Raw genomic sequence first — 24,510 nt, forward strand, 5'->3', positions numbered from 1 at the left:
CTCTTGAAGTCTTGTCCTCGATTATACTGAACGGACGCGCGTTTGTCGCCAAGGCGGAGGGAGCGCATCGTGGATGGCCTGCACGCGCGACGAAGGGCAGCGCGGGGCGATGGCCATCAAGTCGCCCATCCGGGCCAATCGGCCAGGTACGACACGGAGGTCCAACGCGTCAGGCGACACCCCGTCTGCAAGTTCTTCCCAGGTAACAGGCGCTGATACCAAGGCTTTCTCGACCGCGCGCACGCTGTACGCCGCGATCAGAGTGCGCGATGGCCCGTGCTGAGGCGCGTCCACGTAGACGCGGCTTCCTCGCTGGTGCACGCGCCTCTCAGTGGTGGCCAGATCCGGCCAGCGCGACGCGCAGTACGCCGCAATAAAATTCACCACCGGACGCGTGACAGCGTATGGGAGCGGCTGCTCCAGCGGGACGAAGACTTGCAGGCCGGAGGCGCCTGTCGTCTTGGCAAGTCCGTCGAGCTCGAGCTCGCGAAGCACCTCGCGCAGACGCAGCGCGAGCTCACGCACGCGCTCGAAATCGTTCGGATCGGAAGGGTCGAGATCGAACGTGAGCGCTGTGGGGCATCCGACTTGAGGGCCGTCGGACTGGTGCAGGCCCGCGTGAAACTCGATGGCGCCCAAGTTTCCGTAGTACAAGAGCGTCTCGACGTCCGGGATGGCAATCAACGGGCGTTCGCCTTGGATCTCTTTACGCGGCAGGCTTGGAGGTGCGTGCGGCGGTAGATGCCGCTGGTAGAATCGGCGGCCGGTCACCCCGTCGGGGCAACGAACCAACGTGACAGGCCGGTAGCGCAGGTGGCGGACCAAGTGCGCGCCGATTTGGGTAAGATACGTCATGTAGTCGCGCTTGTTGAGCCCCGCGCCTGGAAAGTAGATCTTGTCCCCATGGGTGAGCGTCGGCGGGGTTTGGCGGCGTTTCATGCGCTTCACCTCTCGCCTAGCGTGCGCAGAGGCGCATGTCGCTATCAGGGAGGGAACCTGGGTGCCGTTCTTTCGACCGTTCGAACCCCTATCGAGCGCCGTCGTGCCCACGGGAGACGCGTGGATAGCACAGGTCAAGTGGGATGGGGTGCGCGCCGTGGCCGAGGTGTCGGACGACGGCGTGCAAATCTGGAACCGCCATGGACGGCTTCGAACGGACCGGTATCCGGAGATTGCATCCGCGCTGCGGCCCTTTCGGGGGTGTGCGTTCGACGGCGAAGTGGTGGCGCTCGCCCAGGGAAGGCCCAACTTTTACCGGGTTCTTCGCAGGGACCGGGCCGTCACGTCGCGCGAGATCGAGCGCCTCGTGCGCGAGATACCCGTGTGGTACGCCGTCTTCGACGTCGTGCAGATTAGCGGGAAATGGGTTGGGGATTGGCCATTGGCCAAACGCCTCGGCTGGATGGTCGAGCATGTTTCAGGTGTGGAGCACGTGCTGGCGACCGAAAGCGAAGAGGACACCAAGGCGCTCTTCGCCGCCACCAAGCAACTGGGGCTCGAAGGCATCGTGTGCAAGCGAGTCGATTCCACCTACGCGCCAGGCCACCGAGACGGGCGCTGGGTCAAAGTCAAACACGCGCGAAACGCCATCGCGGCTGTTGGGGGCGTGATGTACCGCGACGGGACTCCGAATGCGCTGATGCTCGGTCTGTTTGACGACCAAGCGCGGCTGATTCACGTCGGCAATGCGGGAGCCGGTTGCCTCCCCCATCGCGCATGGGAACTACTCATCAAGCGGGTCCTGTCCCATGAGACAACGTTGCCACCCTTCGCCAATGCGCCGAAAGTCGTGAGACCGTGTCGATTCGCGCACCCCGTCGTCGCCGTGAAGGTACGTTTCGCCGAATGGACCCCAAAAGGAACCATGCGCCACCCCGTAGTTCTCGCCGAGCTGGAGACCCCGGCGATGCCCGCAGTGTGCAGTTTTGCGCAGGCGGACCCGTGACCCCATCATGACGTCTTCCGCTTCTTGCGCTTTTGGTCCTCGCCCTTTTCTTTCTGTTTCGCGAGCTGCAGGCTCTTCTTGAGGGCCTCCATCAGATCCACGACCTCGCCCGCCGCCTGAGCGCCCGCCCTTTCCGTTCCAACCTCGCGGCGCCGCTCGGCAACCCACGCAGCTAACCGCGCCCTGCTCTCGTCTCGATACTCGTTCGACACAAACGGCCGAGTCAACTGCCGAATCAAGGTCTCCGCGATTTCCAGCTCCTTCGCATCGATGTCCACAGACTCCCGCACGTAGGGAAGTTCCCCGGTCGATCGCACGTCCTGCGGCCAGGCGAGCGCGTGCACCACCAACACGTTCCCGTCTGCCTCGCTCGCCCTCACCAGCCCGAGCGATTCCGCGCTCCGCAACGTCATCCGGGCCACGCCGACGCGGCCCGAAGCGCGGAGCGCCTGCCACAACAGGCGGTACGCCTTTTTCCCGCTTGCCTCGGGAGCGAGGTAGTACGCGCCCTGAAACATCACCGGGTCGACCTCGCCCGCGTCAGCGAACTGGACGAGATCGATGGTTTCCGCCCGGCGACCCTGAAATTCGGCGAGATCGTCATCTTCTACCACGACAAATTCGCCCTTTGCGTATTCGAATCCCCGCACGATCTCGTCCTGGCTTAATTCCACCTGACAACGAGGGCAGAACTTCTTATAGGATATCGGCGTCCGACAGGTCCTGTGCAGTTGACGAAAGTGAATCCCGCCTGTCTCCGTCGCTTTGTACAGTCGCACCGGAATGTTCACGAGCCCGAAGCTCACCGATCCTCGCCACATTGCGTGCATGCCGCTCACCCTCCCTCGCCCACGCGGTTAGGGTGAGAGCGAAGCCCGCGCGCCATGCTCGGAGGAAGAAGGAGCGCCTCGCAAAAACTTCCGCACCTCCGCGACGAGATCTCGCTCCGGCATGACCCGCGGCCGAAGGCCAGGGATGGACTTCCAGAACATTGACCCGTATCGCTGCGTCACGATGCGCTTGTCGAAGACGACAATTACGCCCCGATCCTGCTGCGTGCGGATCAAGCGCCCGACGCCCTGGCGAAAACGCACCACCGCCTCGGGCAGGCTGAGCGTTCGAAACGCGTTCTGACCGCTCGCCTCCAGGCGCTCTAACCGAGCGGCTGTCACCGGGTGCGTGGGCGGGGCAAACGGCAAGCGCACAATCACGAGCGAGGTCAGCTGATCGCCCGGGAGGTCGATGCCCTCCCAGAACGTCTGCGCGCCGAATATCACGCTCTCTGGGTGAGCCCGAAACGCTTCGAGCAGCGCGGCGCGGCTCCCATCCATCTCCTGAGCGAGCAAGCTTAAGCCGCGCTCCGCGAGCGGCGCGCGAGCCAGACGCGCGGTCTCTCGAAGCAACGCGTGGCTCGTGAACAGGACGAGCATCCTGCCGCGCGACGCCTCTGCGAGATCTGTGATGGACGCGGCCAGCCACATGGCGGCTTCCTCCGGCGGCGCTGCCGCGATGTCCGGAACATCGCTCGGGACATAGAGGCGCGCCTGCTTGTCCATCGCGAACGGAGACGGGACGGTCCGCGCAATGAAACGGTCTTCGCGAGCGTGCTCCTCCAGGCCGAGCTTCCGAATCGCGAATCCAAACTCCCCATTCACCGCAAGCGTGGCCGAGGTCAGCACCACCGAGCGCAGCGGGTCAAACAGGTGCTGCTTGAGCACGCGGGCCACATCGATGGGGGCTCGGTGCACGCTCACCCGCACACGAGATCCGCTGGCCTGGACCTCGGCCCACGTCACGTCGTCAGGGTGTTCTTCTAGGACGGCTTGCATCCGCGCGATTCCGTCGAGCCAGGCGCCGAGAAAGCCCGCGGCGTCGACGACGCGCCCGACGTGATCGTCCGAGGGCAACGATTTCACCAGATCCAGGAGTCGCGCGCGCAGATCCTGCAGTCGCTTCACGCCAGCCTGGGTTCTGTCCAACGCCTCCCGGTACGCGTGAAACGACTCGCTTTGGCGCCACACTGCGTCGAGGCGCACCTCCGACTGCCCCGCGGGCACGTAGGCGGCGATAGCTTGAAACGCCGCATCCACCTCGGTGCCGAGCGCCCCCACCCATTCTTGACCCTCTTCCAGCCACTCGAGCGTGGTGCCCCGAATGTGGAGCTCTTCCAACATCCGGGTGACCTCGGCCAACACGCCAGCTCGGCCGCGATCGCGCACAAGGCGGTGGGACAAGGCCGCCATGACGCCGCTCTGGACTTCGAAGCCGAGGTGATGGGTCGCCTGTTCCTCGAGGTGATGTGCCTCGTCGACGACAAGATGCGCATACTTGGGCAGGACACGGTGGTCGGAAGCCAGATCGGACATCACGAGCGAGTGGTTGGTCACGATGAGGTGCGCAGAATGAGCCGCCTGCTTCGTTCGAAAGTAGTAGCACGGCTGGAAGAACGGGCAACGCCGATTGATGCACGACTCGCTCTCGCTTTGAACCCGGGCCCAGAGTCCTGGCCCCACCGACGACTTGGACAGCGTCTCGCGCGTGCCGTCGGGTGTCTCCGTCAGCCAGACCAGTAGCGCCATGACGCCCTGGATGTCGTCGACGGGCGTGGCCATGGTGGCAAGGCGCGCTTCACTTCGAACCTTTCGCAGGCATACGTAATTGTTGCGGCCTTTCTGCACCACCAGACGGAGCTCGTCGCCAAAAATCTGCCGAAGCAGCGGAAAATCTCGTTCGGCGATCTGATCCTGCAGCGAGAGCGTGTGCGTGCTCACGACCACGGGCTCTCCCGTGGCCATCGCGATGAGCGCCGCAGGCACGAGATACGCGAGCGACTTGCCTGTTCCAGTCCCTGCCTCTACCATGGCGTGCTTGCCCTCTGCCATGGCCTGGGCCACAGCCTCGACCATGGCCAACTGGCCCGGCCGCGCTTCAAAGCCAGGCATCGACGCCGCCAACGGCCCACCCGGAGCAAGCACTTCTTTCGCTTTCCGGACGATCTCGTCGAGCTTGGCGCGATCCGGCACCGGCCTTGGATCGCGTTCTTCCGGCCGGAAAGACAGGTCGGGCTTGGTGTAATAAAGGCCGTGCCGCTCCTCGAGGGAAGGACCTTGGTGCGCCTCGTGTTGACGCAATATCTGCTCGAACCAAGCGGCGATAAGCGGGGAATACAGTCCCGCGAGCCCCGCGAGCAGTTCGATGACGCCGGAGGGGAGGCGGCGCGCCTTGTCCTCGAGCCGCATGAGCAACTGATGAGCCGTACGCGCGTCCGCGAGCGCACGATGGCTCCCCTCGGCGCGCAAGCACAGGCGGCGCGCCAGATATTCCAGCCGATGGCTCATCAGCCTCGGCGCCAAAATCCGGGCCAGACTCAAGGTGCAGAGTCCGTCCCCTGGCTTTAGTGGCAAACCGTACCGTGCGACCCGCGGGAGCAAGAAACTTCGCTCGAACGCCCAATGGTGCCCCGCCATCGGGGTGTCACCTGCGAACTCCGCGAACCGCATCAGGGCCTCACGCTCGGGCGGGGCATCGGCAACGTCCGCGTCTGACAGGCCCGTCAGCCGAGTGATTTCATCGGGAATGGGGCGCTCAGGGCGCACCAGCGCGTGAAACGTGTCGACAATCTCCTCGCCGCGCACCCGCAGCGCGCCGATCTCCAGGATCTCGGCGCGCTCCGGATCAAGCCCCGTCGTCTCCAAATCCACGATGATCCATTCCACCCGCGTCGCACTCCCGCTGTCCGTTTGTCCCATCAACCCGTATGTCCATTGTACTCGACATTCGGTCCCTCTGCTCGTCCAAGCCTAAATCGCGTTCACCAGCCGCCATCGCCAAGTAGAGGAGCGCGTGGCCTTTTCCTCCTGCCATCACAGCCTTTTTCGCGAGACACGCGGCCGAGGACGCGTCACCGTCCATCCACGCCATCAAAGCGCGAATCTCGAGCGCGACAGGGACATATTCGGCATCAGACTCGCATGCGCGGGCCCAGGCTATGGCCAGTTGTCGAAGGCCGAGTGCGACAGCCAGCGCGCCGATGCCGCGCGCATGCCGGGAACTCGTGACGCCTCGTCTCGCGGCAACGTGAAGATTCCGCGCTGCAGCGCGTGGCCTGCCTGCCAAGTACGCGCATGCGGCGGCAAGCGCGAAACTGTCTCCGTCCCGCCCGCACGCGCAAAAGGCCGCCGCAGCCGCGCGGTAAGCGCCCGCACGCGCACACGCGGCGGCGATGCAGGACCAGCCTTCGAGCCATTCGGGTCTCAAGACGAGCGCCTGCTGCCAAGTCGCGGCCGCGCGCTGAAATTCGCCGCGTCGGAAGGCTATCCAACCCGCGACGCGGAGCAAATCGAACGCATCCTGAGCCGAGCGGGCAACTTGCCAACCGAAAGCCAAGGCTCGACTCGCTTCCTCCCACTGCTCCTCAGCCGCACACGCAATAGCGAGATCTCGATACGCAGAACTCGTGCGCCAACCCAGGGCGATGGCGCGCGCAACAGCTCGCTTCGCTCGGCTGTACAAGCCCAGAGCCAGCGCGCCCCGAACCTCCGCCAACGCCGAGTGCACGCGCCACGCCTTCAAACTCGCCACATCCGAGAACCCGGTCATGCCCATCGCCCCCTTTGGGATTAGGATCGGATGTGACCTGCGCGCACATGCCCGGAAATGCGCGCGCCCGCCGGGGAATCCTGACGGATGGACTAGACCTGCTCGCGCTCGGAGAATAACACCTCACCACTCACGACGGTTCGCGTCACGCCAGGCGACGTCTCGATGACGAGGCTTCCATCGGGTTCAATCGATTGCGCGATCCCACGCACGCGCTCGTCGCCAATCGCGACTTCCACCTCATGGCCGATGGTCGAACAAAGGGCCGTCCATTCGGCATGAACCGCCTGAAACCCGCGCCCGTCCCGCAGGTCGCGGTACAAACGGTCGAGCTCGATCAAGATGCGAGAGAGCGCCTTCGGCCGGTCAATGGGCCGACCTACCTCATGCAGGATGGTCGTCGCGCGATGGCGGATCTCCTTCGGCAACTCGTCGATCGAAAAATTCGCATTCAGGCCGATGCCAATGACGGCGTGATCGACCATTTCCCCCTCCGCCCGGATCTGAGCTAAAATTCCCCCGGTCTTTTTGCCGCCGAGGAGAATGTCGTTCGGCCACTTGATTTCGACCGGCACGCCCTCTCCGCGAAGCGCGCGACACACGGCGAGCGCCGCGAGCAGCGTGAGATCGGGCGCGTGCCGGAGCGCGCACGGATTGCGGACAAACACCGTGAACCACATGCCACCCCGCGGCGACGCCCAGGCGCGATCGCGCCGCCCTCGACCGCCCGTCTGCTCCCCAGCCGTCACGACGGCGCCGTGCGGAAGCCCCTTGTCCGCGAGCTCGAGGGCCGTATCGTTCGTCGAGGCTCGCGATTCCGCCCACAGGATGGGTGAGCCGAGCAGACAGTCCGGCGGCAGGTGGGGCTGAACGAGGGGCGCCATGAGTTCGTCTGGGATCCGGACGGCTCGGTAGCCGACGCGTGGTGAGGCCTCAAACTCGAATCCCATCTGCTCGAGGGCCTTGATGTGTTTCCAGATGGCCGTCCGCGAGAGCCCCAACCGGTGGCTCAACTCCTCTCCCGAGATGGGGCCCTCCGCGTGGAGGAACGCCTCAATGAGCTGATCCCGCACGCGCGTGTCATCCTGAGCCATGGTCATCGCCTCTCTTTCGCTGCGCCATCACCTCGCGGCGCAGCGCGTCAGGTTGATTCTGGATCTCGCCGCGAAGGATCTTTCGCACCAGGCTCTTTTGACATTCTCCAATCTCCTTGCCCCGCAGTCCCATGGCGATAAGTTCGTGTGCGGGCAAGGCGAGATGGGACCGATCCCAAAGCGGCTGGGCGCGGATGGCGCGTTTCCACCGCGCCATCTCAAACACGTCGCCGCGCGCCAGAAACGCGATCATCCGGGCCGCCATCTCAGCAGACGCGCGCCCTGCCTCGTAAAGCATCTGGGGAGACGCGGCGTCTTCCCCGTGCGCCCAGGCCTGAACCAATTGCACCGCCCGCTCGATGAGCCGGGCGGCGTCCTTCCCGTATGCGAGCGCCTCGGCGAACCGGCGCGCGCGAAGCGGACCGTCGTCTACACCCACAAACCAAAGGGCCACACTCGGCCAGCCCGCGGGAGGGGCGAGCGAGAAGCGACCTTGGGTCTCGAGCCAGGAGAACCCTGGTTCCAGCCAGGCGAGCGGCTCCCCTTTTCGCCGCCAGAGCGGCGTCGATGCGAGCGTTGGGAGGTGCGCATGCCACGGCGCGTGCGAGAGACGCTCCAATTCTCTCCCGATTCGCTCCAGGGCAATCGGGCGAATGGCGTCAGCCGTTTCTTTGAGGGCCGCCTCCGTGTCGGGATGGCACGTCAGATCCAGTTGCACGGCGAACCGCACCGCCCGCACGAGGCGGAGTCCATCCTCTTGGAAGCGCGCGACGGGATCGCCCACCGCTCGGAGAAGCCGGCGCGCAAGATCGCCCTGGCCGTCAAACGGATCGACGAGGTAGCCGTCCAAATCCAGGGCCATGGCATTGATGGTGAAATCGCGCCGGGCGAGATCCGCCTCCACGTCGTCCACGAATCGGACAAAGTCGGGGCGCCGTCCGTCGCCATAGGGTCCCTCGGCTCGAAACGTCGTGACTTCAATCCAGTTCCCTGCGGACCACACGGAGACGGTGCCGTGGCGAACGCCTGTGTCCAGGGTTCGAGCAAAGAGCGACCTCACGTCCTCCGGCCGCGCGCTCGTCGCGACGTCCAGGTCCGAGGGCGTCCGCCCAAGCAGGAGATCTCTCACCGCGCCGCCGACCAGATACGCAGCATATCCTGCGTTTCGCAGCACTTCCATGACCTCACGCGCCGGGGCGGGGATGCGGATACTCGCCGCGTTCAGCCGACATCACCTCGCGGTACACAGCCTCGTACTCACTGACCTTCTCGTCCACATGAAACGCTCGCATAGCTCGCTCACGCGCTCGCGCGGAGAAAGCCCGATACAAGGCTTCATCCTCCAAAAGCTTACACGCGAGATCCGCCATCTCATCGACGCGGCCCACTGGCGCGAGGAAGCCGGTCTCCCCGTGCACCACCACCTCCGGAATGCCGCCGGCCGTCGAGCCAACGACAGGTACGCCGCACGACATGGCTTCAAGCGCGACGAGGCCGAAGCTCTCGCTTTCGGAAGGAAGCAGGAACAGATCGGCGGCCGCAAAAAGCGGCGCCACCTCGTCCTGACGCCCCAAAAAATGCACGCGATGGCTAAGGCACGCCTCCTCGACCTGGCGTTTCGCCGCGCCCAGATCCGGCCCTTCGCCGACAAGGAGCAGCTTGGCCGGCATGCGTCTCGCCACTCGTTCGAACACGGCAATCACGTCGTGAAGCCGTTTGACTGGGCGGAAGTTGGAGATGTGAAGCAGAACGCGCTCGCCGTTTGGCGCGAAGTGGCGCTTCAGTTCTCCACCGCACCCGGGTCGGAACACGTCGGGATCGACGAAATTGTAAATGCAGCGAATGGGCTTATTTGTCTCGAACAGGCGGGCGGTATCCCGAACCAGGCTCTGGCTGACGGCCGTCACGGCGTCGCTCCGCTCAATGCCGAGTTTGATGATGGACTTGAGGCTCGGATCCTGAGCCAAGACCGTGATATCCGTGCCATGCAGCGTGGTGACCACCCGGATGGGATGCTTCGCCATTTCGCGCGCCAGGTGTGCACACACCGCAAACGGAAGTGCATAATGCGCGTGCAGCACGTCGAGTTGGTATTCGTCGGCTACGCGCGCCATGAGACTGGCGAGCGCAAAGTCGTACGGCGGGGTCTTGAGGACCGGATACGTAATAGGTTCGATTTGGTGAATATAGACGTGTTCCACAAACGCACCGAGCCGGAACGGCACGTCGGTCACGATGAAGTGCACCTCGTGTCCTCGCCGCGCGAGCGCCTTGCCAAGCTCGGTGGCCACCGCTCCGGATCCACCGACGGTCGGATAACAGCTGATACCCACGCGCAATGGCGCATCTCCTTTCTGCCCGGCGCTCGCTCACCAAAGGAGCTTGTCCAGCCCGTACACTAGCGCGTGCAGCGTCATCACACGCCGAACGGCCAGGATGAGGCCGGGCATGAAGCTCTCGCGGCTGAGGGAATCGTGACGGATGGTCAGCACCTCGCCGGCGCCGCCGAAAATCACTTCCTGGTGTGCCACCAGCCCGGGTAGGCGCACGCTGTGAATCGGCACGTCGTACTCGACCTCCATCATGGCCTTCGTCCTCAGCGACGTGCCGGACGGCTTGTCCCGCTTCCCGTCATGATGAAGCTCGATGATTTCCGCGCGCGGCAGGAAACGCGCCGCCTCCCGCGCGAAACGCATCATGAGTAGCGCCCCTATCGCGAAATTCGGACAGACGGCGGCGCCGACCTGCCGTTGGCGCGCCATTTCGTCCCACCTCGTCACATCCTCGTCCGTGTAGCCGGTTGCCCCTACGACCGGTCGAACGCCGCGAGAAAGGGCGAGATCGACATGGCGAACCACCGCCTCTGGGCCGGTCAGGTCCACCCACACGTCGGGCTCCTCCGTGGCCATCAATCGCTCCGGGTCATCGTACACTGCGCCATAGGCGGAGAGCTTTCTCTCGGCCTCTTCGTCGGCGCGACGCACCAAAAGCCCGCAGATGGCGATGTCGTCCTCGCGCCGCAGCGCCTCGAGCGCCACCTGCCCCATGCGGCCGAGCGCCCCAGCTAGCGCCACCCGAATGACAGCCGCCTTATCCATTCGCTCGCCCCCCTTGACTATCCTCTTCCTTTCGATCCCTGCGCGTCCAGCGGTCGCGATCCCGCGTGCGAAACTTGTGCATGGTCGCCGAAAATGCCTCGCCGAGATCGATCTCGAGCCGATTCGCCAGGCAGGCGAGCACAAACAGGATGTCGCCCATTTCGAGCGCGAGATCTCCTTCCGGCTCGTCCGGCTTCTTTGGCTTTTCCCCGTAATGATGGTTGATCTCCCGCGCCAACTCCCCAAGCTCTTCGGCGAGCCGAACGACGAGCGTCATGGGATGGAAATAACCCTCTTCAAATTGGGATATGTACCGATGGACTTCCTGCTGAACTTCCGACAGTTGCACGCGCACTCTCCTCCTCGCGTCCCCATTATACCGGAGCGTCCCTCGCAAACATAAAAGACGAGGCTTGTCATAAGCATGTATGGACGATCATGGGCCCGTACCTGGGTCCCGCAAAGGAGGGAAGCGCACTTGCGCAAAGAGAGACGCGGGCACCAGAGCACCGTCCTCTTGGCCGCCATGGCAGTGGTGTTCACGCTGGCGCTCGTGATCTACCCGAAGGTAGGGTACGAGGCGGGCATGCAGGGCCTCCGGGTGTGCTGGGAGATCATCATTCCGTCACTTCTGCCGTTTTTTATCGTCTCGGAGTTGCTTCTGGGCCTGGGCGTGGTTCGCGGTTTCGGGGTCCTCCTCGAACCGCTGATGCAGCCGCTCTTCAGCGTGCCGGGTGTCGGGGCTTTCGCCCTGTCCATGGGGCTCGCCGCCGGCTATCCCATGGACGCCGTGATCACGGCGCGATTTCGCCAGACGAACCAGTGCACCCGAATCGAAGGGGAACGACTGTTGGCCTTCACCAACACGGCGGATCCGCTGTTCATGTTCGGGGCGGTGGCGGTCGGCATGTTCAAATCGCCAGCCCTCGGCGGTCTGTTCGCCCTCGCCCACTACATTTCCTCGTTCCTCGTCGGCGTAGCGTTCAAGTTCTGGGGACGGCGAGATCCCGACCATCTGAGAGAAGTGAAGGAGCGCGAAGAGGTGAGGCCGAAGGGCAACCTGTTCGCCCGCGCATACCGGGAGATGCTCACGGCACGCGAGGAAGACGGTCGCCCCTTCGGGAAATTGCTCGGCAATGCGGTGAGTGAATCGGTCCAAACCATCCTCATGATCTCCGGGTTCATCGTGTTCTTTGCCGTCGTGATCGAAATCCTCGAAGTGAGCGGCATCATGGCCGTTCTAGGATGGCCCCTGATGGAACTCTACGGGCTATTCGGCATTCACACGGGGCTGGTTCAGCCGACGCTTGCAGGCGTACTCGAGCTGGACATTGGCAGCGCTCAGACGGCGGCGGTACCCGCGCCGCTCCTTCAGAAGCTCGCGCTCGTGAGCGGCATTATCGCTTGGAGTGGCCTCAGCGTCCACGCGCAGGTCGCAAGTGTGCTGACGCATACCGACATCCGCATGCGCCCATACTTTCTGGCGCGCTTTCTGCACGCTTCCTTGGCGGCGCTCTTGACCGTCGTCCTGTACGGGATGGGTGTGGGAAGAACCGCCCAAGGCGCGTTGGCAAGCGTGACACGTCACCTTCCCATGATGTCCTCCGTAAGCGAACGGGAGGGTTTTTGGACGACCTTCACACACGCGATGTCGAACAGTTTCGAGTTGTGGCTCGGCATCTGCGCGGCCCTCACCGTTTTGTCTGCCGGCGTGCTGCTGCTCCGGAGGATTCGAATCGTCGCGTTCTTCGTTCGCTCGCAAGGATGAAACCAGACCACGCAAGACGGCCAGGTATCGCAGTACGATACCTGGCCGTCTTTGCGAAGCCCTAAACGGCAGTCATGCGAGAGGGGGAAAGAAACGATGTTGGATCAGCTGATCGAACAAAATCCATGCCGAAAGCGCGAACGCGTACACCGCGAACCAACGCATTCTCGCGCGGGCGATCAACGCCTTCGTCCACCGCACTGACAGGTACCCCGTGGCGAGCGCCGCCAACATGCCAGCAAGCATCGGCCCGGACGACAGAGCCGCCGACCCGTGGGCCTCGACGAGGTCGTCGAGCTTGACAAGAACGCCGCCCAAAATTGCCGGGATGGACAAGAGGAACGAAAACCGCGTCGCTGCCTCCCGGTTCAGCCCTCGCCAAAGCCCCCCGGCGATGGTCAGACCGGAGCGCGACAGCGCCGGCAGAATGGCAGCGCCCTGAAGCGCCCCAATCCAAAGGCTGTCTGCGGCCGTCATCGTGGTCTCGTTCTTGGGGCCCGCGTCGACGGCGTCCATCCACCACAGAAGGATGCCTGTCAGCAAGAATTCGAGGCCGATGGTCGCGCCCGATGCAAAGAGATCATCGAACCACTCCTCGAACAGTCCGCCAATCACGGCCGTCGGCAAGAGCGCCAGTACGACCATCCACGTCTCTCGGGCCTTCGGATGTTGAATGAGCCAGCGGACCTCCTTGCGCATGGCGTACAGGACCGCCACCAACGTCCCCACGTGAAGCATGAGGACAAACGCTGTGTTGTGATCGACGTCGACGTGAAGCAACTTCTCCAAGAGAACGATGTGGCCTGAGCTCGAGATGGGCAAAAATTCGGTCAGCCCTTGCACGGCTCCAAAGAGCACCGCATCTCCGTATGTCATCTCCTGTTCTCCTCCATCACCCAACCTCCCTCCTGCAGACTCGCCATGGGCTTGACCCCCTAGATATCTATGGACGGGCGCACCAGAACATGTCCGTGCTTTGCAGCATGTCTGCAAGATGATTTCCATACCATGTAGCGACAAGGCCAACGTGGCGAGGAGGAACGAGCGTGAAGGCTGTGAAACTCGCCTTGCAGATTGCCGCGGTTTACATCGGCACGGTGGTGGGAGCAGGATTCGCGTCCGGCCAGGAAGTCTATCAATTCTTTGGCCGATTCGGGGGGTGGGGATTTGTCGGGATTGGCATCGCCACGTGTCTGTTTGCGTGGTGGGGATACCGTTTGCTGATGCTTGGGGCGGAATGTCAAGCCGCATCGTTCCAAGACCTCACAGCCCATGCGCTGTCGCCGTGGCTCGCGCGCGGGGTCGACGCGCTCGTCATCGCGATGTTGTTTGGCACCACGGCGGCCATGCTGGCCGGCACGGGCGCGCTCTTTCGCGAACAACTCCATCTGCCTTACGCGCTCGGCGTGCTCTGCGCGATGGCCGTGGCCGCCGTCACGACGTCCTTCGGTATCCGCGGCTTGTTTGGCGCCAACACGGCGATTGTTCCGGTGCTCTGTCTCTTCGCCGCCGGATTGGCGCTGGTCAACCTGGGCAATCCGGCGAAGCGCTGGGCCATTTTTCACCCGCTCGCTGCGTCTGGCTCCCTCGGAGCAGCCCTGCTCTCTGCGCTGGTCTACGCCGCGATGAACGTCGGCCTGTCGATTGGGGTGCTCGTGCCGCTCGGTGGACGAATCCGGCAACCTGACGCGCTCCGGAATGGCGCCATTCTCGGTGCGCTAGGACTTGGCGCCTTGCTCGCTTCCGTGGCCGTGACCCTATTTGCGCATGCTCCGGACGCCTATCAATACGCCGTGCCCATGGGCCGCATCGCCGCCACCTATCCGCGCGCCGTATCCGTGATGTTTATCGCGGTCCTCTTTGGGGAAATCTATTCCACACTTGTCGGCAATCTGTACGGCCTGCTCGGCGAACGGCCCACGACGCGGAGGAAACGATTCGCCGCAGCGGGCATGGTGCTGTGTGTCTGCGCCGTTTTCACGGCGTTTGGTTTTCGAGCGATTGTTCAGTATGGGTACACGGCGTTCGGCTGGATCGCATTGTGGCTTCTCACGGTTTTGACGATAGCGCGCGGCCCGTTGAAGACCCCGTGATTTCGCCCGTATAATGGCTCGTAGTACCAGTGAAGCGGCAAGGGAGTCACTCCTGATGAAAACATTCGAACGCGGAATCCAGTGGGGCGCCATCGCAGTGGGCGCCCTCATCTACGCCCTCGGACTGAACGGATTTCTGGTCGCCAATCACTTGGCCGAAGGCGGTTTTGTGGGCATCTCGCTGCTCTTGTTGTACAAGCTGCACGTGCCCATCGGCGTCTCCTTTTTCATTCTGAACATCCCGCTTCTCGTCGTGGCGTGGAGGCAATTCGGCCACGAGTTTGTCCTGAAGACGGCGGCGGGGGTCGCAGGCGTGTCTGCCTTCAGCGAAATCACCCAACCTGTTCGGATTCCGCTGCACGATCCCCTGCTGGCCGCACTCTATGCCGGCGTGATCACCGGCATCGGGCTTGGGCTCATCTTCCGAGCGGGCGGCACCACAGGTGGATCTGACATCATCGCGCGCCTGCTTAGGCACCACCGGGGAATTGGCATGGGACAGACGCTCTTCGCCATTGACTTCGTCGTGATCCTCTCGGTAATGATGCTGATTGGCAAGGAGGTGGCCATGTATTCGCTCGTGGCCCTCTTTGTGGCGAGTCGCGTGATTGACTTTGTCATTGAAGGCGCCTCGAGCGGCCGGGCGATGATGATTGTCTCCGACCACCATCACGACATCATCGAGGCCATCCATCGCGAGCTCGATCGCGGCACCACGCTGTTGCAGGCGCGCGGCGGTTACACAGGGACCAGCCGAGAAGTGATTTACTGCGTAGTCTCGAGAGACGAGGTGTCGCGCGTGCAGCGCATCATCGAGAGCATCGACCCGCACGCGTTCGTCACGGTCAACCCGGTCCACGAAGTCCTCGGGGAAGGCTTCACCTTCGATGGCGAGGCGAGCTCGTCGGGCAGGCGGCGCAAAAAATGGCTGTGAGGCTCGCGGCCACACAGCCAACACCGACGCAGGTCAGGCGGGAGAGTCCTCGAGGAATTCGCCGCGATCGAACTGGATGAGCCGTTCGCTCGCCGCGAGAAAGGCGCGCTTGTCTCCGGCGTCCAGCGCCGCGTCGACCGCCCGCATGAGTTGTTCACGCCGGTACGCCCGCAGCGCCTGCTCGATGACGAGGTCCGCCTGGACGGACAGCATCTCCCGGATGGCAGGGTCCAAATCCGGCCGCGCAGGTTCTTCGAGGACCGACGCGAATTCGGGGCAGGTGCTTCGGTCCTTAAAGAACAGCCCCACGTAGATGTCCTCGTCCGGGTGCTGATACAAGTCCATAAACGCTTGCTCGACATCGGTGGTCACCGGCTTGTTGCGCCGATAGTACCGAAAAGGCGCGACGTGCACGCAGGTAGTCGACACCACGATGACGCGCGAAAATTGGCGGAAATTGTCTACAAAGTGAACGCGCTCGAGGATGTTTTCGCGCGACATCATGTAGCGCAGCAACATCTCGGCTTCACGGCTCTGCAATCGGTAGTTGGCTAGAAACCAGCGCAGGAAATGCTTCTTCTCAGCGACGCTCACGGTGGTTCCCATAGCCATTCTCCTCCCTGCTTCCCGAGGTCTCGGAAGCGTCCAGCGAGCATCCGCAAGTTTCGAATTGTGTGTTCATTGTATTCTGTGAACGAGCTCGCTTTTCCTGCACCCGGTGTGTTTTTCCGTTCTGGACTCTACGCCCACGACTCACCCGGCTTTGCACGTTCGGACTCAGCCAGGGTCTCTCCGCGCGCGGCAGCGACCCAACGAGCGAGCATCCGCTCGACATTTTGCGGGATGCCGTACAGCGAATGCCGGATTACGAAGGCGCGCCACGCGTCGAAGTCGTGACCTTCCTGTAAACCACGCGCGATGGTGTGCGCCAGGACTCGGTAGGCGCGGACCCCGTCGGACGGAATCCGTTCCACAAACGGAGCGATGGTTTCCTCCAGGCGCGGATCGGGCGACACGACGACCAGTTCGAAATTGGGCTGCACGACGAGCGCCGGCCGGCGTTCGGTCAGGTCGGCGGTCGACTCCGCGTCGCCTTGTGATAATAATTCTTGACCGAGTTCGGTCGTTTGAAACCACTGCGGAGGAGATTCTGGCCCATCGGAACCAATTCTGGCGACACCCAGGTGAACGAGCATTTTGACGATCCGCGTTCGCCAAACGTCCTCGGTCGAATCGTAATAAAACGCGTTCAGAAAGGGGAGGCATAACTCGTACAGCGAAGCCAGATGGATCCAGTCCCCACCCAGGCGGCGGATGAGCCGCAATACGTCGGCCAAGCGAGGAATGGGCCCCCGATAGCTCGCGACGTAGTGGCGAAGGAAACGCCGCAACTTCACCATCGTCAGGCGCGACTTCCACGCCATCCAGCGCGCCTCGTCGACTTCCACACGGCCATCCTGCTCGACGATCACGCCCTCGTCACAGGCGAAGTCGTAGATCAGCGCGAGACGGTCCGGGTATGCGAACGTACGCTTGCCGTATCCGAACCTCCATCGCGGCAGCTCGAGCGCTTCCTCCACTTCGAACAGCTGCATCAATTGCTCGATGTTTCGTTTGTACATGGCACCGGTGGTGGTGAGGCGGACGTCGTGATCCCGCACGTAGGCGACGAGCGTCTCGAGATCGGTCAGGATGGCGTCCTCCTCGTCGCGCACATAAGTCGGATCATCCAGGCGCTTCGCGACCTGCGCGCGCCATTCCGCCACGTAATAGGCATGACACGCCTCTTGAACATCGATAGGCACAACCAGCGGAAATTTCGTTCCAGGATCCGGATGAACGTACAACCACCCGGCTCCGAGCGCGCGTTCGATGGCCTCGTCGCCATAAGGAGCGAGGAGAGACGACATCTCCTCGCGCGCAAAAGCGTGACGAGGCTGCAGCACGATCCGCCTCATGGCCGCATCCCACTCCGTACACCATCGGTGAACCATGGCTTGGCGTATGGCGGGATCCAACCACGCCTCCAGGATCGATTGTAGAAGGTCGAGCTTCGAGTACGGGATACAGGCGACTTGAAGAGATCTTGCAATCCGTTGGAGCGTGGGGACGGACGCGTGGTTCAGGCATTCGTTCAGGCGCATGCGGCTTCCCTCCGCACCGTTTTCGCCTAGCATGCCCAGAGACATGAAATCTTATCCTTATCAACATCTTTTTAGAACACCCTGCTGCTCGGCTAACCGGCAAAATAAAAAAAAGAGGGAACTCGCGCGCGGCGAATTCCCAACACAGGAGATTCTGCTAGGAGTGGAGAGAAATCAGAACATAACACCCTTCGACTTGAATCATACACCGCTCTGTAAACGCTGTCAATACCACATCTGCTCCGATTTTTCAGATTACTCCGTGTTTCTCGCCTCGTCCGCTCGTTCGCGCCGCCGCTTCGCCTCTTCTAGCAGAATCTTGACCTCCGAAGGATCCCCTCGCTCGAGCGCTGTGCGGAAGGAACGGGCCACCGCTTCAAAACGTTGCAGCCAGGCGATGACGTGATGGCGATTGGCGCCGAGCGTCTGAATCCAGAACTCCGAAGGCGAGGACGCTAATCGCGTCACATCCCAAAAGGCGGGACCTGCGATTTCGGCGATGGCCGCCGGGTCTGTCTCCGCGGCAAGTACCGCGCACTGGCTCGCGAGATGAATGCCGTGACTCGCGTCAGCCATCAGCCGGTCGTGATCTTCGGCATCTGGAACGCGAACGACGCGGGCGCCGAGGCGGCCAACGAGTTCCTCGACCTCCCCGGGCGGACGATGTGTCTCGAGAAAAACCCAGGGCTTTCCTTCGAACAAGGCCTCGTCCGCACCGAGCGGTCCCGCCTGCGCCTTGCCCGCCATCGGATGGGACGGGATGCCGCGCGATCCGGCGAGGACCCGATCCATCGCCTCCACCATCGGGCGCTTGACGCTGCAGACGTCCATCACCCACGAGGCTTTGCCGCGCACGCGCGGAAGCAGATGGATGGCGGCGTCGACCGGCACGGCAAGCACGGCGAGATCGTAATCCGAGGGCGCGCTCTCGAGCGCGTGCCACACGTGGCGAAACGCGCGGAGTCCTGCAGCCTGTTCGCGATAGATGGGGTTGACCTCCATCGCATCGATCTCAAGATGCGGCAACCGACGAGAAAGGGCGAGGCCCATCGACCCGCCGATGAGTCCCGCCCCCACGATGAGCACGCGTTTCAACGCCATGGCCTCTCACACCAAGCTGGCAGCGGGCTCAAACGTCTTCATTAGCTGATGGATGGCCCGCACCTGGTGCGCAAGTTGATCGAATTCCTCGAGCGTGATGGTCTGGTTGCCGTCCGACCACGCCTGGGTCGGATCCTTGTGCACCTCGACAATCACGCCGTGTGCGCCTGCCGCGATCCCCGCCCTCGCCATGTCCGTTACGTAGCGAGCGTGACCCACGCCGTGTGACGGGTCCACGAGAACTGGAAGATGAGACAAGTGCTTCACCACGGGCACGGCGTTCAGGTCCAGCGTGTTGCGCGTGTACGTCTCAAATGTCCGGATCCCGCGCTCACAGAGAATGACATTCGGGTTTCCCTCGGCCATGATGTATTCGGCCGACATGAGCCACTCTTCGATGGTGTTGGAAAAGCCACGCTTCAGCAACACCGGCTTGCCAGTCCGGCCCACGGCCTTGAGGAGTGGAAAGTTTTGCATGTTGCGTGCGCCGATCTGAAGAACGTCGACGTACTCGGCCACGAGCGGCACTAGGCCCGGCTCCATGACCTCCGACACGATGGCAAGCCCCGTTTCTTCACGTGCGTCCGCCAGGTACTTCAGGCCTTCTTCGCCGAGCCCTTGGAACGAGTACGGGGACGATCTCGGCTTGAACGCGCCTCCTCGCAACATGTGGGCCCCACTTCGCTTGATAGCGCGCGCAATCTCCAACAGCCCTTCGCGCGTCTCCACGGAACACGGACCCGCGATGAGCGTCGGCTCCGGCCCGCCGACGACGTGTCCGCGGATCTCAATTCGGGTGTCGTCGGGATGGAAGGGGCGGCTCGCGAGCTTGAACGGATAGCTCACCGTCACCAACTTCTCCACGCCCGGCAACGTCTCGATGCCGAGCTCATGCACCTTCTCCTTCGCGCCGATCACGCCGATGACGGTCGTCTCCACGCCGACCGACAGATGGGCCCCAAGTCCTTTGCTCTTGAGCAACTCCATCACGCGATCGATGTCCGACTGCGACGCGCCCTCCTTCATGACCACGATCATGGTTTCTCTCTCCTCCAAGCATTCTTTTTTGTACCCTTCAAATGATTTGAAAAGTCTATCACAATCGGCGAAAGAGGACAATCCCGTCAGCGCGGAAGGGTGGACTCCATCGCCGCTTGTTTGAGCTGTTCGGTGAACGAGCGCACCGCTTGGACGGGATCGCGCTGCTCCTCGAGCGCGTCGCCGATGCGCCGCACGTAGGCACTGCCCACAATCACGCCGTCCGCGAATTCCGCGATCTCGCGCACGTGCTCGGGGCGGCTCACGCCAAATCCCACGCAGGCAGGCAGATCAGTGTGCTTGCGGACGAGACGAACGAGTTCGCGCACCTGCCGTGACACCTGCTGGCGCTCGCCCGTCACGCCGAGCGACGAGACGCAGTACACAAAGCCTCGCGCCGCTCGGACAATCGCGCGAACTCGCTCCTCTCCCGACGTCGGCGCGACGAGCGGGATGAACTGAATGCCATGCGCCTCGGCCGCGGCCGCCACCTCTCCCGCCTCCTCAAGCGGCACGTCTGGAACAATGACACCATCCCCGCCGGCAGCCGCGAGTTCGCTGAAAAAGCGCTCCGCTCCATACTGGATAAGGGGATTGACGTACGTGAACGCGACGAGAGGCTTCGGCGATTGCGCCCGAACGTCGTGCACCAAGCGAAGGCAGTCTACGAGGCGCGTGCCTTGCTTCAGACTACGTACCGCGGCCGCCTGAATGACTGGGCCGTCGGCCAACGGATCGGAATACGGAAAACCGATTTCGAGCATGTCCGCCCCGGCATCCAAAATGGCGCTCGCAATCTGGAGAGAGCGCTCGTAATCCGGATCGCCCGCTACGATAAAGGGAATGAGCAGTTTATGACCGGTTCGAAACGCCTCACGGATGCGATCCATGCGTTTCATCTCCCTCCCGAGCGGCCACCTGTTCGACGTCTTTGTCGCCGCGGCCGGAGAGGCAGACGACGACGACGTCATCAGAACTGTACCGATCCGCTTCCCGCATCAGATACGCGATGGCGTGTGCGCTCTCGAGCGCCGGAATGATGCCTTCGAGCTTCGACAAAAGAAAGAACGCCTCGAGGGCTTCCTCGTCCGTCACCGGCACATACGTGGCGCGCCCCGTGGCAGCCAGATGCGCGTGCTCAGGGCCGATACCGGGGTAATCGAGTCCCGCTGATATGGAATGGGCGGGTTGGACCTGGCCGTATTCATCCTGCAATAGCATGGTCTTTGCTCCGTGCAACACGCCCGGGCGCCCTCGCGCGATGCTCGCCGCGTGATAGGGCGTCTCCAGCCCGCGTCCCGCGGCTTCACAGCCGATGAGCTCCACGCCCTCGTCTTCAATAAAGGGGTAAAAGATCCCCATAGCATTCGATCCGCCACCGACGCACGCCACCACGCTGGTCGGCAAGCGACCTTCCTGCTGAAGGATCTGCGCCTTCGCCTCATCCCCAATCACCCGCTGAAAATCGCGAACGATCATCGGATACGGGTGAGGGCCCACCACGGACCCAATGATGTAGTGCGTGTCGTCCACGTGAGCGACCCAGTGGCGAATGGCTTCATTCGTGGCGTCCTTCAGCGTCCTCGTCCCTGAGGTGGCCGCCACCACTTCGGCGCCGAGCATCCGCATCCGAAACACGTTCAGTGCCTGCCGGCGCATGTCCTCTTCGCCCATGAACACGGTACATTCCAGGCCAAACCGCGCGGCCACCGTCGCCGTCGCGACCCCGTGCTGGCCCGCGCCCGTCTCGGCGATCACGCGCCGCTTCCCTGTCCGAAGCGCAAGCAGCGCTTGACCGATGGCGTTGTTGATCTTGTGCGCGCCGGTGTGATTCAGGTCTTCCCGCTTGAGGTAGATCTTCGGCCCACCAAGGTGCTTGGTCAGGCGCTCCGCGTAATAGAGCGGCGTCGGCCTGCCCGCGTATTGCTCAAGATAATACTTCAGTTCCGCTTGAAACGATTCGTCGCGCGAGAGGCGCAGGTAATCGCGTTCCAATTGGAGGAGAGCTGACATGAGCGTCTCCGGGACGTAACGCCCGCCAAACGCGCCATATCGCCCCGTTTCATCAGGATATGGATAATGACTCATGGCCCCACGCCTCCATCGCCTGGATCAACTGCTCAATGCGGCGGACGTCCTTCCGCCCGCCAACTTCCACGCCCGAAGACACGTCAATGCCGTCTGGCCGCGCCCGGCGCAGGAGGTCCCGAACGTTTTCCGGCGTGATTCCGCCTGCGACCCACCATTCGAACGTGAACGCCTGCGCCATCTCGGCCAAACGATCCCAGTCGAACGCTCGACCGTGCCCGCCCGTGACGCCGGGCTTCGCGTCCAATGGCGGTTTCGCATCGAACAGGATGGCATCTGCGGAAGACGTATGCGCCCTCAGGGTATCCAGAAAAGAAATCACATCGTCTCCGGGATCGAACGCGACCGCTCGCCACACCCGAAACCCAGCTTCGCGAAGCCACTCAGCTACGTCCCGAGGCTCCCCGCCATGCAGTTGCACCACGTCGACACCCGCCCGCTTCACGGCCTCGCCGATTTCTTGAGGCAATCCGCCCGAGACCACGGCAACAGTCGTCACATCGGGGCGAATGCGCTTTGCCGTCCGGACGAGATCGCCCGCCTCGTCTGGGGTCACGTAGCGCCTGGACGCCGGGACCAACACGACGCCCACGTGCGTGACGGCGGGATGGCGAAGAAACGACAGATCATCGCCCGGCCGAAGGCCGCAGATTTTCAAAAGCGGAAGATTCCTCACTTCGCCACCGCCTCAAGCGGGACACATAAATCCGCCACCTGCGCTCGAACGGATGCGAGATCCGCGTGGCGCATCAGAAGTTCACCGACCAAAATCCCCCTCGCGCCCGCAGACGCCATGCGCAGGGCATCGTCTCGGCCCATGATGCCGCTCTCGGCGATGGCGAGCGTCCCTTCGGGCAGCCGCCGCAGGACCCGCTCCGACGTGGCGAGATCCACCTCGAAGGTCCGCAGATCGCGATTGTTGATGCCAATCAAGGTCGGCTCGGCCGCCAAAGCGGCCTCCACCTCCTCCTCGCCATGCACTTCAAGCAGCACCTCAAGTCCCCGATTGCGCGCGTACCTGGACAATTCAACCAAACGTTGCTCGGGCATGGCCGCGGCGATCAGCAACAGGAGATCCGCCCCTGCCGAAACCGCCTCATCTATCTGGACCTCGTCAATCACGAAGTCCTTGCGCAGCACGGGAAGTTGGACTGCCGAGCGGGCTGCTCGCAAATCTTCAAGCGCCCCATGAAAATACGTCTCGTCCGTCAAGACGGAGATGGCGCAAGCGCCGCCCTGCTCGTACACCTTGGCGCGCTCGGCGGGATCCACGCTCGCCTGGAACACGCCTTTGGACGGGCTCTTGCGCTTGATTTCCGCGATGACACAAAGACGGCGAGCCTCGCGCAACGCCTGAGCCAGCGAGCGAAACGGGTCCGTTCGTTCCGGAAAAGGCCCTTCACGAACGACGCGATCGTGCAACGCTTCCACTTCTCGGCGCTTGGTCTCGAGAATCCGGTCTAAGATGGTGCTCACGGGCTCACCGCCTCCTCCATGCTCGCGAGCCTGCGCGAGCCCTCGACGAACGCATCCAGCGTCGCAAGTGCCCGCCCAGCGTCGATCATCTCAGCAGCCAGTGCCACGCCTTCGCGCACGGACGCCGCCTTGCCGCCCACGTACAGGGCCGCTCCCGCGTTATAGAGGACGATGTCGCGCTTCGGCCCGCGTTCTTCACCCGCGAGAACGCGGCGGACGATCTCGGCGTTCTCCTCAGGCGATCCGCCGCGCACCGCATCGATGGGCGCCGACTGAAGTCCTACGTCTTCGGGGGTAAGCCGATACGAGCGAACCACGCCGTCTTTGACCTCCGCGACCAGCGACGGGCCGGCCAGAGAAAGTTCGTCCAGTCCGTCTGCGCCATGGACCACCAGCGCATGCTGGGATTCGAGGGTCGCCAGCGCTTCGCCGACAATCGGGACGAGACGTTCGTGGAAGACGCCGAGGATTTGGCGCTTGGCGCCGGCGGGGTTCGTCAAGGGGCCGAGAATGTTGAAGATGGTCCTGAACCCAAGTTCCTTTCGCACCTGGGCCGCGGCCTTCATCGCAGGGTGATACACTTGGGCAAACAGAAAACACAGGCCCGTTTCTCGAAGCAGCCTCTCCGAGGCCGGCACGGGCAGATCGATTACGGCGCCAAGCGCCTGCAACACGTCGGCACTGCCGCTGCGGCTCGAAGCCGCTCGATTGCCGTGCTTGGCCACGGGAATGCCCGCCGCCGCGGCGACGAACGCGACGGCTGTGGAAATGTTGAAGGTATGTTGGCCATCGCCCCCCGTACCACACGTATCCAGGGTACCCTCAGGGGCTTCCAAGCGAACCGCATGGCTCCGCATCGCCCGCGCGAAACCGGCAATCTCCGGGGATTGTTCCCCGCGGTACGCCATCACGCTGATGAGCGCGGCCGCCTGGACGGGCGACACGCCGCCATCCATCCATGCGCTAAGAAAAGCTTCTGCTGTCGCTTCATCCAATATTTTACCTGCCACAACAGCAGCAACGACTTCCCGAACCAAATCCTTCATAACTCGACTCCTCTCACCTCAGCGCCGCAGAACGGCGCACTCCTCTACCTCAACTCAGCTCGACTGACGTCCACAGAGCTGTTATG

23 protein-coding genes are annotated in these 24,510 nt (G+C 63.1%); 4 read left to right on the forward strand and 19 right to left on the reverse strand.

Features of this window, described 5'->3' with window-relative positions; genetic code table 11:
• Positions 1-21: 21 nt before the first annotated feature.
• Positions 22-939: a non-homologous end-joining DNA ligase gene (gene ligD / locus AC27E8_RS07255; protein ID WP_487098700.1), complete on the reverse strand. Its 918-nt coding sequence runs from the start codon at positions 937-939 to the stop codon at positions 22-24.
• 61 nt (positions 940-1,000) lie between these two features.
• Between ligD and AC27E8_RS07260 the strand changes: the two genes are divergently transcribed.
• A complete protein-coding gene (locus tag AC27E8_RS07260; protein WP_487098699.1) occupies positions 1,001-1,945 on the forward strand; it encodes an ATP-dependent DNA ligase in 945 nt (314 codons plus the stop codon).
• A 5-nt stretch (positions 1,946-1,950) separates the two neighbouring features.
• Here AC27E8_RS07260 and ku read toward each other — a convergent pair whose 3' ends face one another.
• The 8 genes from ku to AC27E8_RS07300 all read right to left on the reverse strand — a co-directional run bounded on the left by ku (position 1,951) and on the right by AC27E8_RS07300 (position 11,085).
• Positions 1,951-2,775 carry a non-homologous end joining protein Ku gene (ku, locus tag AC27E8_RS07265; RefSeq protein ID WP_487098698.1) on the reverse strand — a complete coding sequence of 275 codons (825 nt, stop codon included), beginning with the start codon at positions 2,773-2,775 and terminating at the stop codon, positions 1,951-1,953.
• Positions 2,776-2,802: 27 nt separating this feature from the next.
• A complete protein-coding gene (locus AC27E8_RS07270) occupies positions 2,803-5,661 on the reverse strand; it encodes a helicase C-terminal domain-containing protein (RefSeq protein WP_487098697.1) in 2,859 nt (952 codons plus the stop codon).
• Complete coding sequence (locus AC27E8_RS07275; protein WP_487098696.1) at positions 5,621-6,544, reverse strand: tetratricopeptide repeat protein; 924 nt, start codon at positions 6,542-6,544, stop codon at positions 5,621-5,623. The genes AC27E8_RS07270 and AC27E8_RS07275 overlap by 41 nt, the downstream gene beginning before the upstream one ends.
• Positions 6,545-6,636: 92 nt before the next feature.
• Entirely contained in the window at positions 6,637-7,638 is a 1,002-nt protein-coding gene (locus tag AC27E8_RS07280) for a biotin--[acetyl-CoA-carboxylase] ligase (protein ID WP_487098695.1), read from the reverse strand.
• Positions 7,625-8,818 (reverse strand): tRNA cytidylyltransferase, encoded by a 1,194-nt coding sequence (locus tag AC27E8_RS07285; RefSeq protein ID WP_487098694.1) that lies wholly within the window; start codon positions 8,816-8,818, stop codon positions 7,625-7,627. The genes AC27E8_RS07280 and AC27E8_RS07285 overlap by 14 nt, the downstream gene beginning before the upstream one ends.
• A gap of 4 nt (positions 8,819-8,822) precedes the next feature.
• Positions 8,823-9,977 (reverse strand): N-acetyl-alpha-D-glucosaminyl L-malate synthase BshA, encoded by a 1,155-nt coding sequence (bshA, locus tag AC27E8_RS07290; RefSeq protein WP_487098693.1) that lies wholly within the window; start codon positions 9,975-9,977, stop codon positions 8,823-8,825.
• Positions 9,978-10,007: 30 nt separating this feature from the next.
• Complete coding sequence (gene dapB, locus AC27E8_RS07295; protein ID WP_487098692.1) at positions 10,008-10,736, reverse strand: 4-hydroxy-tetrahydrodipicolinate reductase; 729 nt, start codon at positions 10,734-10,736, stop codon at positions 10,008-10,010.
• Positions 10,729-11,085, reverse strand: coding sequence for a nucleotide pyrophosphohydrolase (locus AC27E8_RS07300; protein WP_081462255.1), 357 nt, complete (start codon positions 11,083-11,085; stop codon positions 10,729-10,731). The genes dapB and AC27E8_RS07300 overlap by 8 nt, the downstream gene beginning before the upstream one ends.
• A gap of 129 nt (positions 11,086-11,214) precedes the next feature.
• Between AC27E8_RS07300 and ylbJ the strand changes: the two genes are divergently transcribed.
• A complete protein-coding gene (ylbJ, locus tag AC27E8_RS07305) occupies positions 11,215-12,504 on the forward strand; it encodes a sporulation integral membrane protein YlbJ (RefSeq protein ID WP_487098691.1) in 1,290 nt (429 codons plus the stop codon).
• A 72-nt stretch (positions 12,505-12,576) separates the two neighbouring features.
• Here the strand turns inward: ylbJ and AC27E8_RS07310 are convergent, their stop codons facing one another.
• On the reverse strand, positions 12,577-13,380 hold the full coding sequence (locus AC27E8_RS07310) for an undecaprenyl-diphosphate phosphatase (protein ID WP_487098690.1): 804 nt from the start codon (positions 13,378-13,380) through the stop codon (positions 12,577-12,579).
• A 170-nt stretch (positions 13,381-13,550) separates the two neighbouring features.
• Here AC27E8_RS07310 and AC27E8_RS07315 point away from each other — a divergent pair, with 170 nt between their 5' ends.
• Together AC27E8_RS07315 and AC27E8_RS07320 are read left to right on the forward strand one after the other, a co-directional pair.
• Positions 13,551-14,597 (forward strand): YkvI family membrane protein, encoded by a 1,047-nt coding sequence (locus AC27E8_RS07315; RefSeq protein ID WP_487098689.1) that lies wholly within the window; start codon positions 13,551-13,553, stop codon positions 14,595-14,597.
• 55 nt (positions 14,598-14,652) lie between these two features.
• Positions 14,653-15,531 (forward strand): YitT family protein, encoded by an 879-nt coding sequence (locus AC27E8_RS07320; RefSeq protein WP_014464358.1) that lies wholly within the window; start codon positions 14,653-14,655, stop codon positions 15,529-15,531.
• A 33-nt stretch (positions 15,532-15,564) separates the two neighbouring features.
• Here the strand turns inward: AC27E8_RS07320 and AC27E8_RS07325 are convergent, their stop codons facing one another.
• The 9 genes from AC27E8_RS07325 to trpD form a co-directional block, all read right to left on the reverse strand.
• The gene (locus AC27E8_RS07325) at positions 15,565-16,137 is read right to left on the reverse strand and encodes a YpiB family protein (RefSeq protein WP_014464359.1); all 573 of its coding nucleotides are present in this window, start codon (positions 16,135-16,137) and stop codon (positions 15,565-15,567) included.
• Between the two features lie 134 nt (positions 16,138-16,271).
• Positions 16,272-17,720, reverse strand: a complete 1,449-nt coding sequence (locus AC27E8_RS07330; RefSeq protein ID WP_487098688.1) for a hypothetical protein — start codon at positions 17,718-17,720, stop codon at positions 16,272-16,274.
• A gap of 210 nt (positions 17,721-17,930) precedes the next feature.
• Complete coding sequence (locus AC27E8_RS07335; protein ID WP_487098687.1) at positions 17,931-18,776, reverse strand: prephenate dehydrogenase; 846 nt, start codon at positions 18,774-18,776, stop codon at positions 17,931-17,933.
• Positions 18,777-18,782: 6 nt separating this feature from the next.
• Positions 18,783-19,814, reverse strand: a complete 1,032-nt coding sequence (gene aroF / locus AC27E8_RS07340; RefSeq protein WP_487098686.1) for a 3-deoxy-7-phosphoheptulonate synthase — start codon at positions 19,812-19,814, stop codon at positions 18,783-18,785.
• 86 nt (positions 19,815-19,900) lie between these two features.
• A complete protein-coding gene (trpA, locus tag AC27E8_RS07345) occupies positions 19,901-20,704 on the reverse strand; it encodes a tryptophan synthase subunit alpha (protein ID WP_487098685.1) in 804 nt (267 codons plus the stop codon).
• Positions 20,688-21,902, reverse strand: coding sequence for a tryptophan synthase subunit beta (gene trpB / locus AC27E8_RS07350; RefSeq protein ID WP_487098684.1), 1,215 nt, complete (start codon positions 21,900-21,902; stop codon positions 20,688-20,690). Before trpB ends, trpA begins: the two co-directional genes overlap by 17 nt.
• Complete coding sequence (locus tag AC27E8_RS07355; RefSeq protein WP_487098683.1) at positions 21,880-22,578, reverse strand: phosphoribosylanthranilate isomerase; 699 nt, start codon at positions 22,576-22,578, stop codon at positions 21,880-21,882. The genes trpB and AC27E8_RS07355 overlap by 23 nt, the downstream gene beginning before the upstream one ends.
• Entirely contained in the window at positions 22,575-23,378 is an 804-nt protein-coding gene (trpC, locus tag AC27E8_RS07360) for an indole-3-glycerol phosphate synthase TrpC (protein WP_487098682.1), read from the reverse strand. The genes AC27E8_RS07355 and trpC overlap by 4 nt, the downstream gene beginning before the upstream one ends.
• The gene (gene trpD / locus AC27E8_RS07365; protein WP_487098681.1) at positions 23,375-24,424 is read right to left on the reverse strand and encodes an anthranilate phosphoribosyltransferase; all 1,050 of its coding nucleotides are present in this window, start codon (positions 24,422-24,424) and stop codon (positions 23,375-23,377) included. The genes trpC and trpD overlap by 4 nt, the downstream gene beginning before the upstream one ends.
• Positions 24,425-24,510: the final 86 nt, after the last annotated feature.

Source organism: Alicyclobacillus sp. CIJ1, from assembly GCF_057538885.1.

Excerpts from the sequence above, each read along its gene's own strand:
- ligD (WP_487098700.1), bottom strand. The coding sequence starts at position 939 with ATGAAACGCCGCCAAACCCCGCCGACGCTCACCCATGGGGACAAGATC.
- ku (WP_487098698.1), bottom strand. The coding sequence starts at position 2,775 with ATGCACGCAATGTGGCGAGGATCGGTGAGCTTCGGGCTCGTGAACATT.
- AC27E8_RS07275 (WP_487098696.1), bottom strand. The coding sequence starts at position 6,544 with ATGACCGGGTTCTCGGATGTGGCGAGTTTGAAGGCGTGGCGCGTGCAC.
- AC27E8_RS07280 (WP_487098695.1), bottom strand. The coding sequence starts at position 7,638 with ATGGCTCAGGATGACACGCGCGTGCGGGATCAGCTCATTGAGGCGTTC.
- AC27E8_RS07285 (WP_487098694.1), bottom strand. The coding sequence starts at position 8,818 with ATGGAAGTGCTGCGAAACGCAGGATATGCTGCGTATCTGGTCGGCGGC.
- dapB (WP_487098692.1), bottom strand. The coding sequence starts at position 10,736 with ATGGATAAGGCGGCTGTCATTCGGGTGGCGCTAGCTGGGGCGCTCGGC.
- AC27E8_RS07310 (WP_487098690.1), bottom strand. The coding sequence starts at position 13,380 with ATGACATACGGAGATGCGGTGCTCTTTGGAGCCGTGCAAGGGCTGACC.
- AC27E8_RS07320 (WP_014464358.1), top strand. The coding sequence starts at position 14,653 with ATGAAAACATTCGAACGCGGAATCCAGTGGGGCGCCATCGCAGTGGGC.
- AC27E8_RS07325 (WP_014464359.1), bottom strand. The coding sequence starts at position 16,137 with ATGGGAACCACCGTGAGCGTCGCTGAGAAGAAGCATTTCCTGCGCTGG.
- AC27E8_RS07330 (WP_487098688.1), bottom strand. The coding sequence starts at position 17,720 with ATGTCTCTGGGCATGCTAGGCGAAAACGGTGCGGAGGGAAGCCGCATG.
- AC27E8_RS07335 (WP_487098687.1), bottom strand. The coding sequence starts at position 18,776 with ATGGCGTTGAAACGCGTGCTCATCGTGGGGGCGGGACTCATCGGCGGG.
- aroF (WP_487098686.1), bottom strand. The coding sequence starts at position 19,814 with ATGATCGTGGTCATGAAGGAGGGCGCGTCGCAGTCGGACATCGATCGC.
- trpA (WP_487098685.1), bottom strand. The coding sequence starts at position 20,704 with ATGGATCGCATCCGTGAGGCGTTTCGAACCGGTCATAAACTGCTCATT.
- trpB (WP_487098684.1), bottom strand. The coding sequence starts at position 21,902 with ATGAGTCATTATCCATATCCTGATGAAACGGGGCGATATGGCGCGTTT.
- trpD (WP_487098681.1), bottom strand. The coding sequence starts at position 24,424 with ATGAAGGATTTGGTTCGGGAAGTCGTTGCTGCTGTTGTGGCAGGTAAA.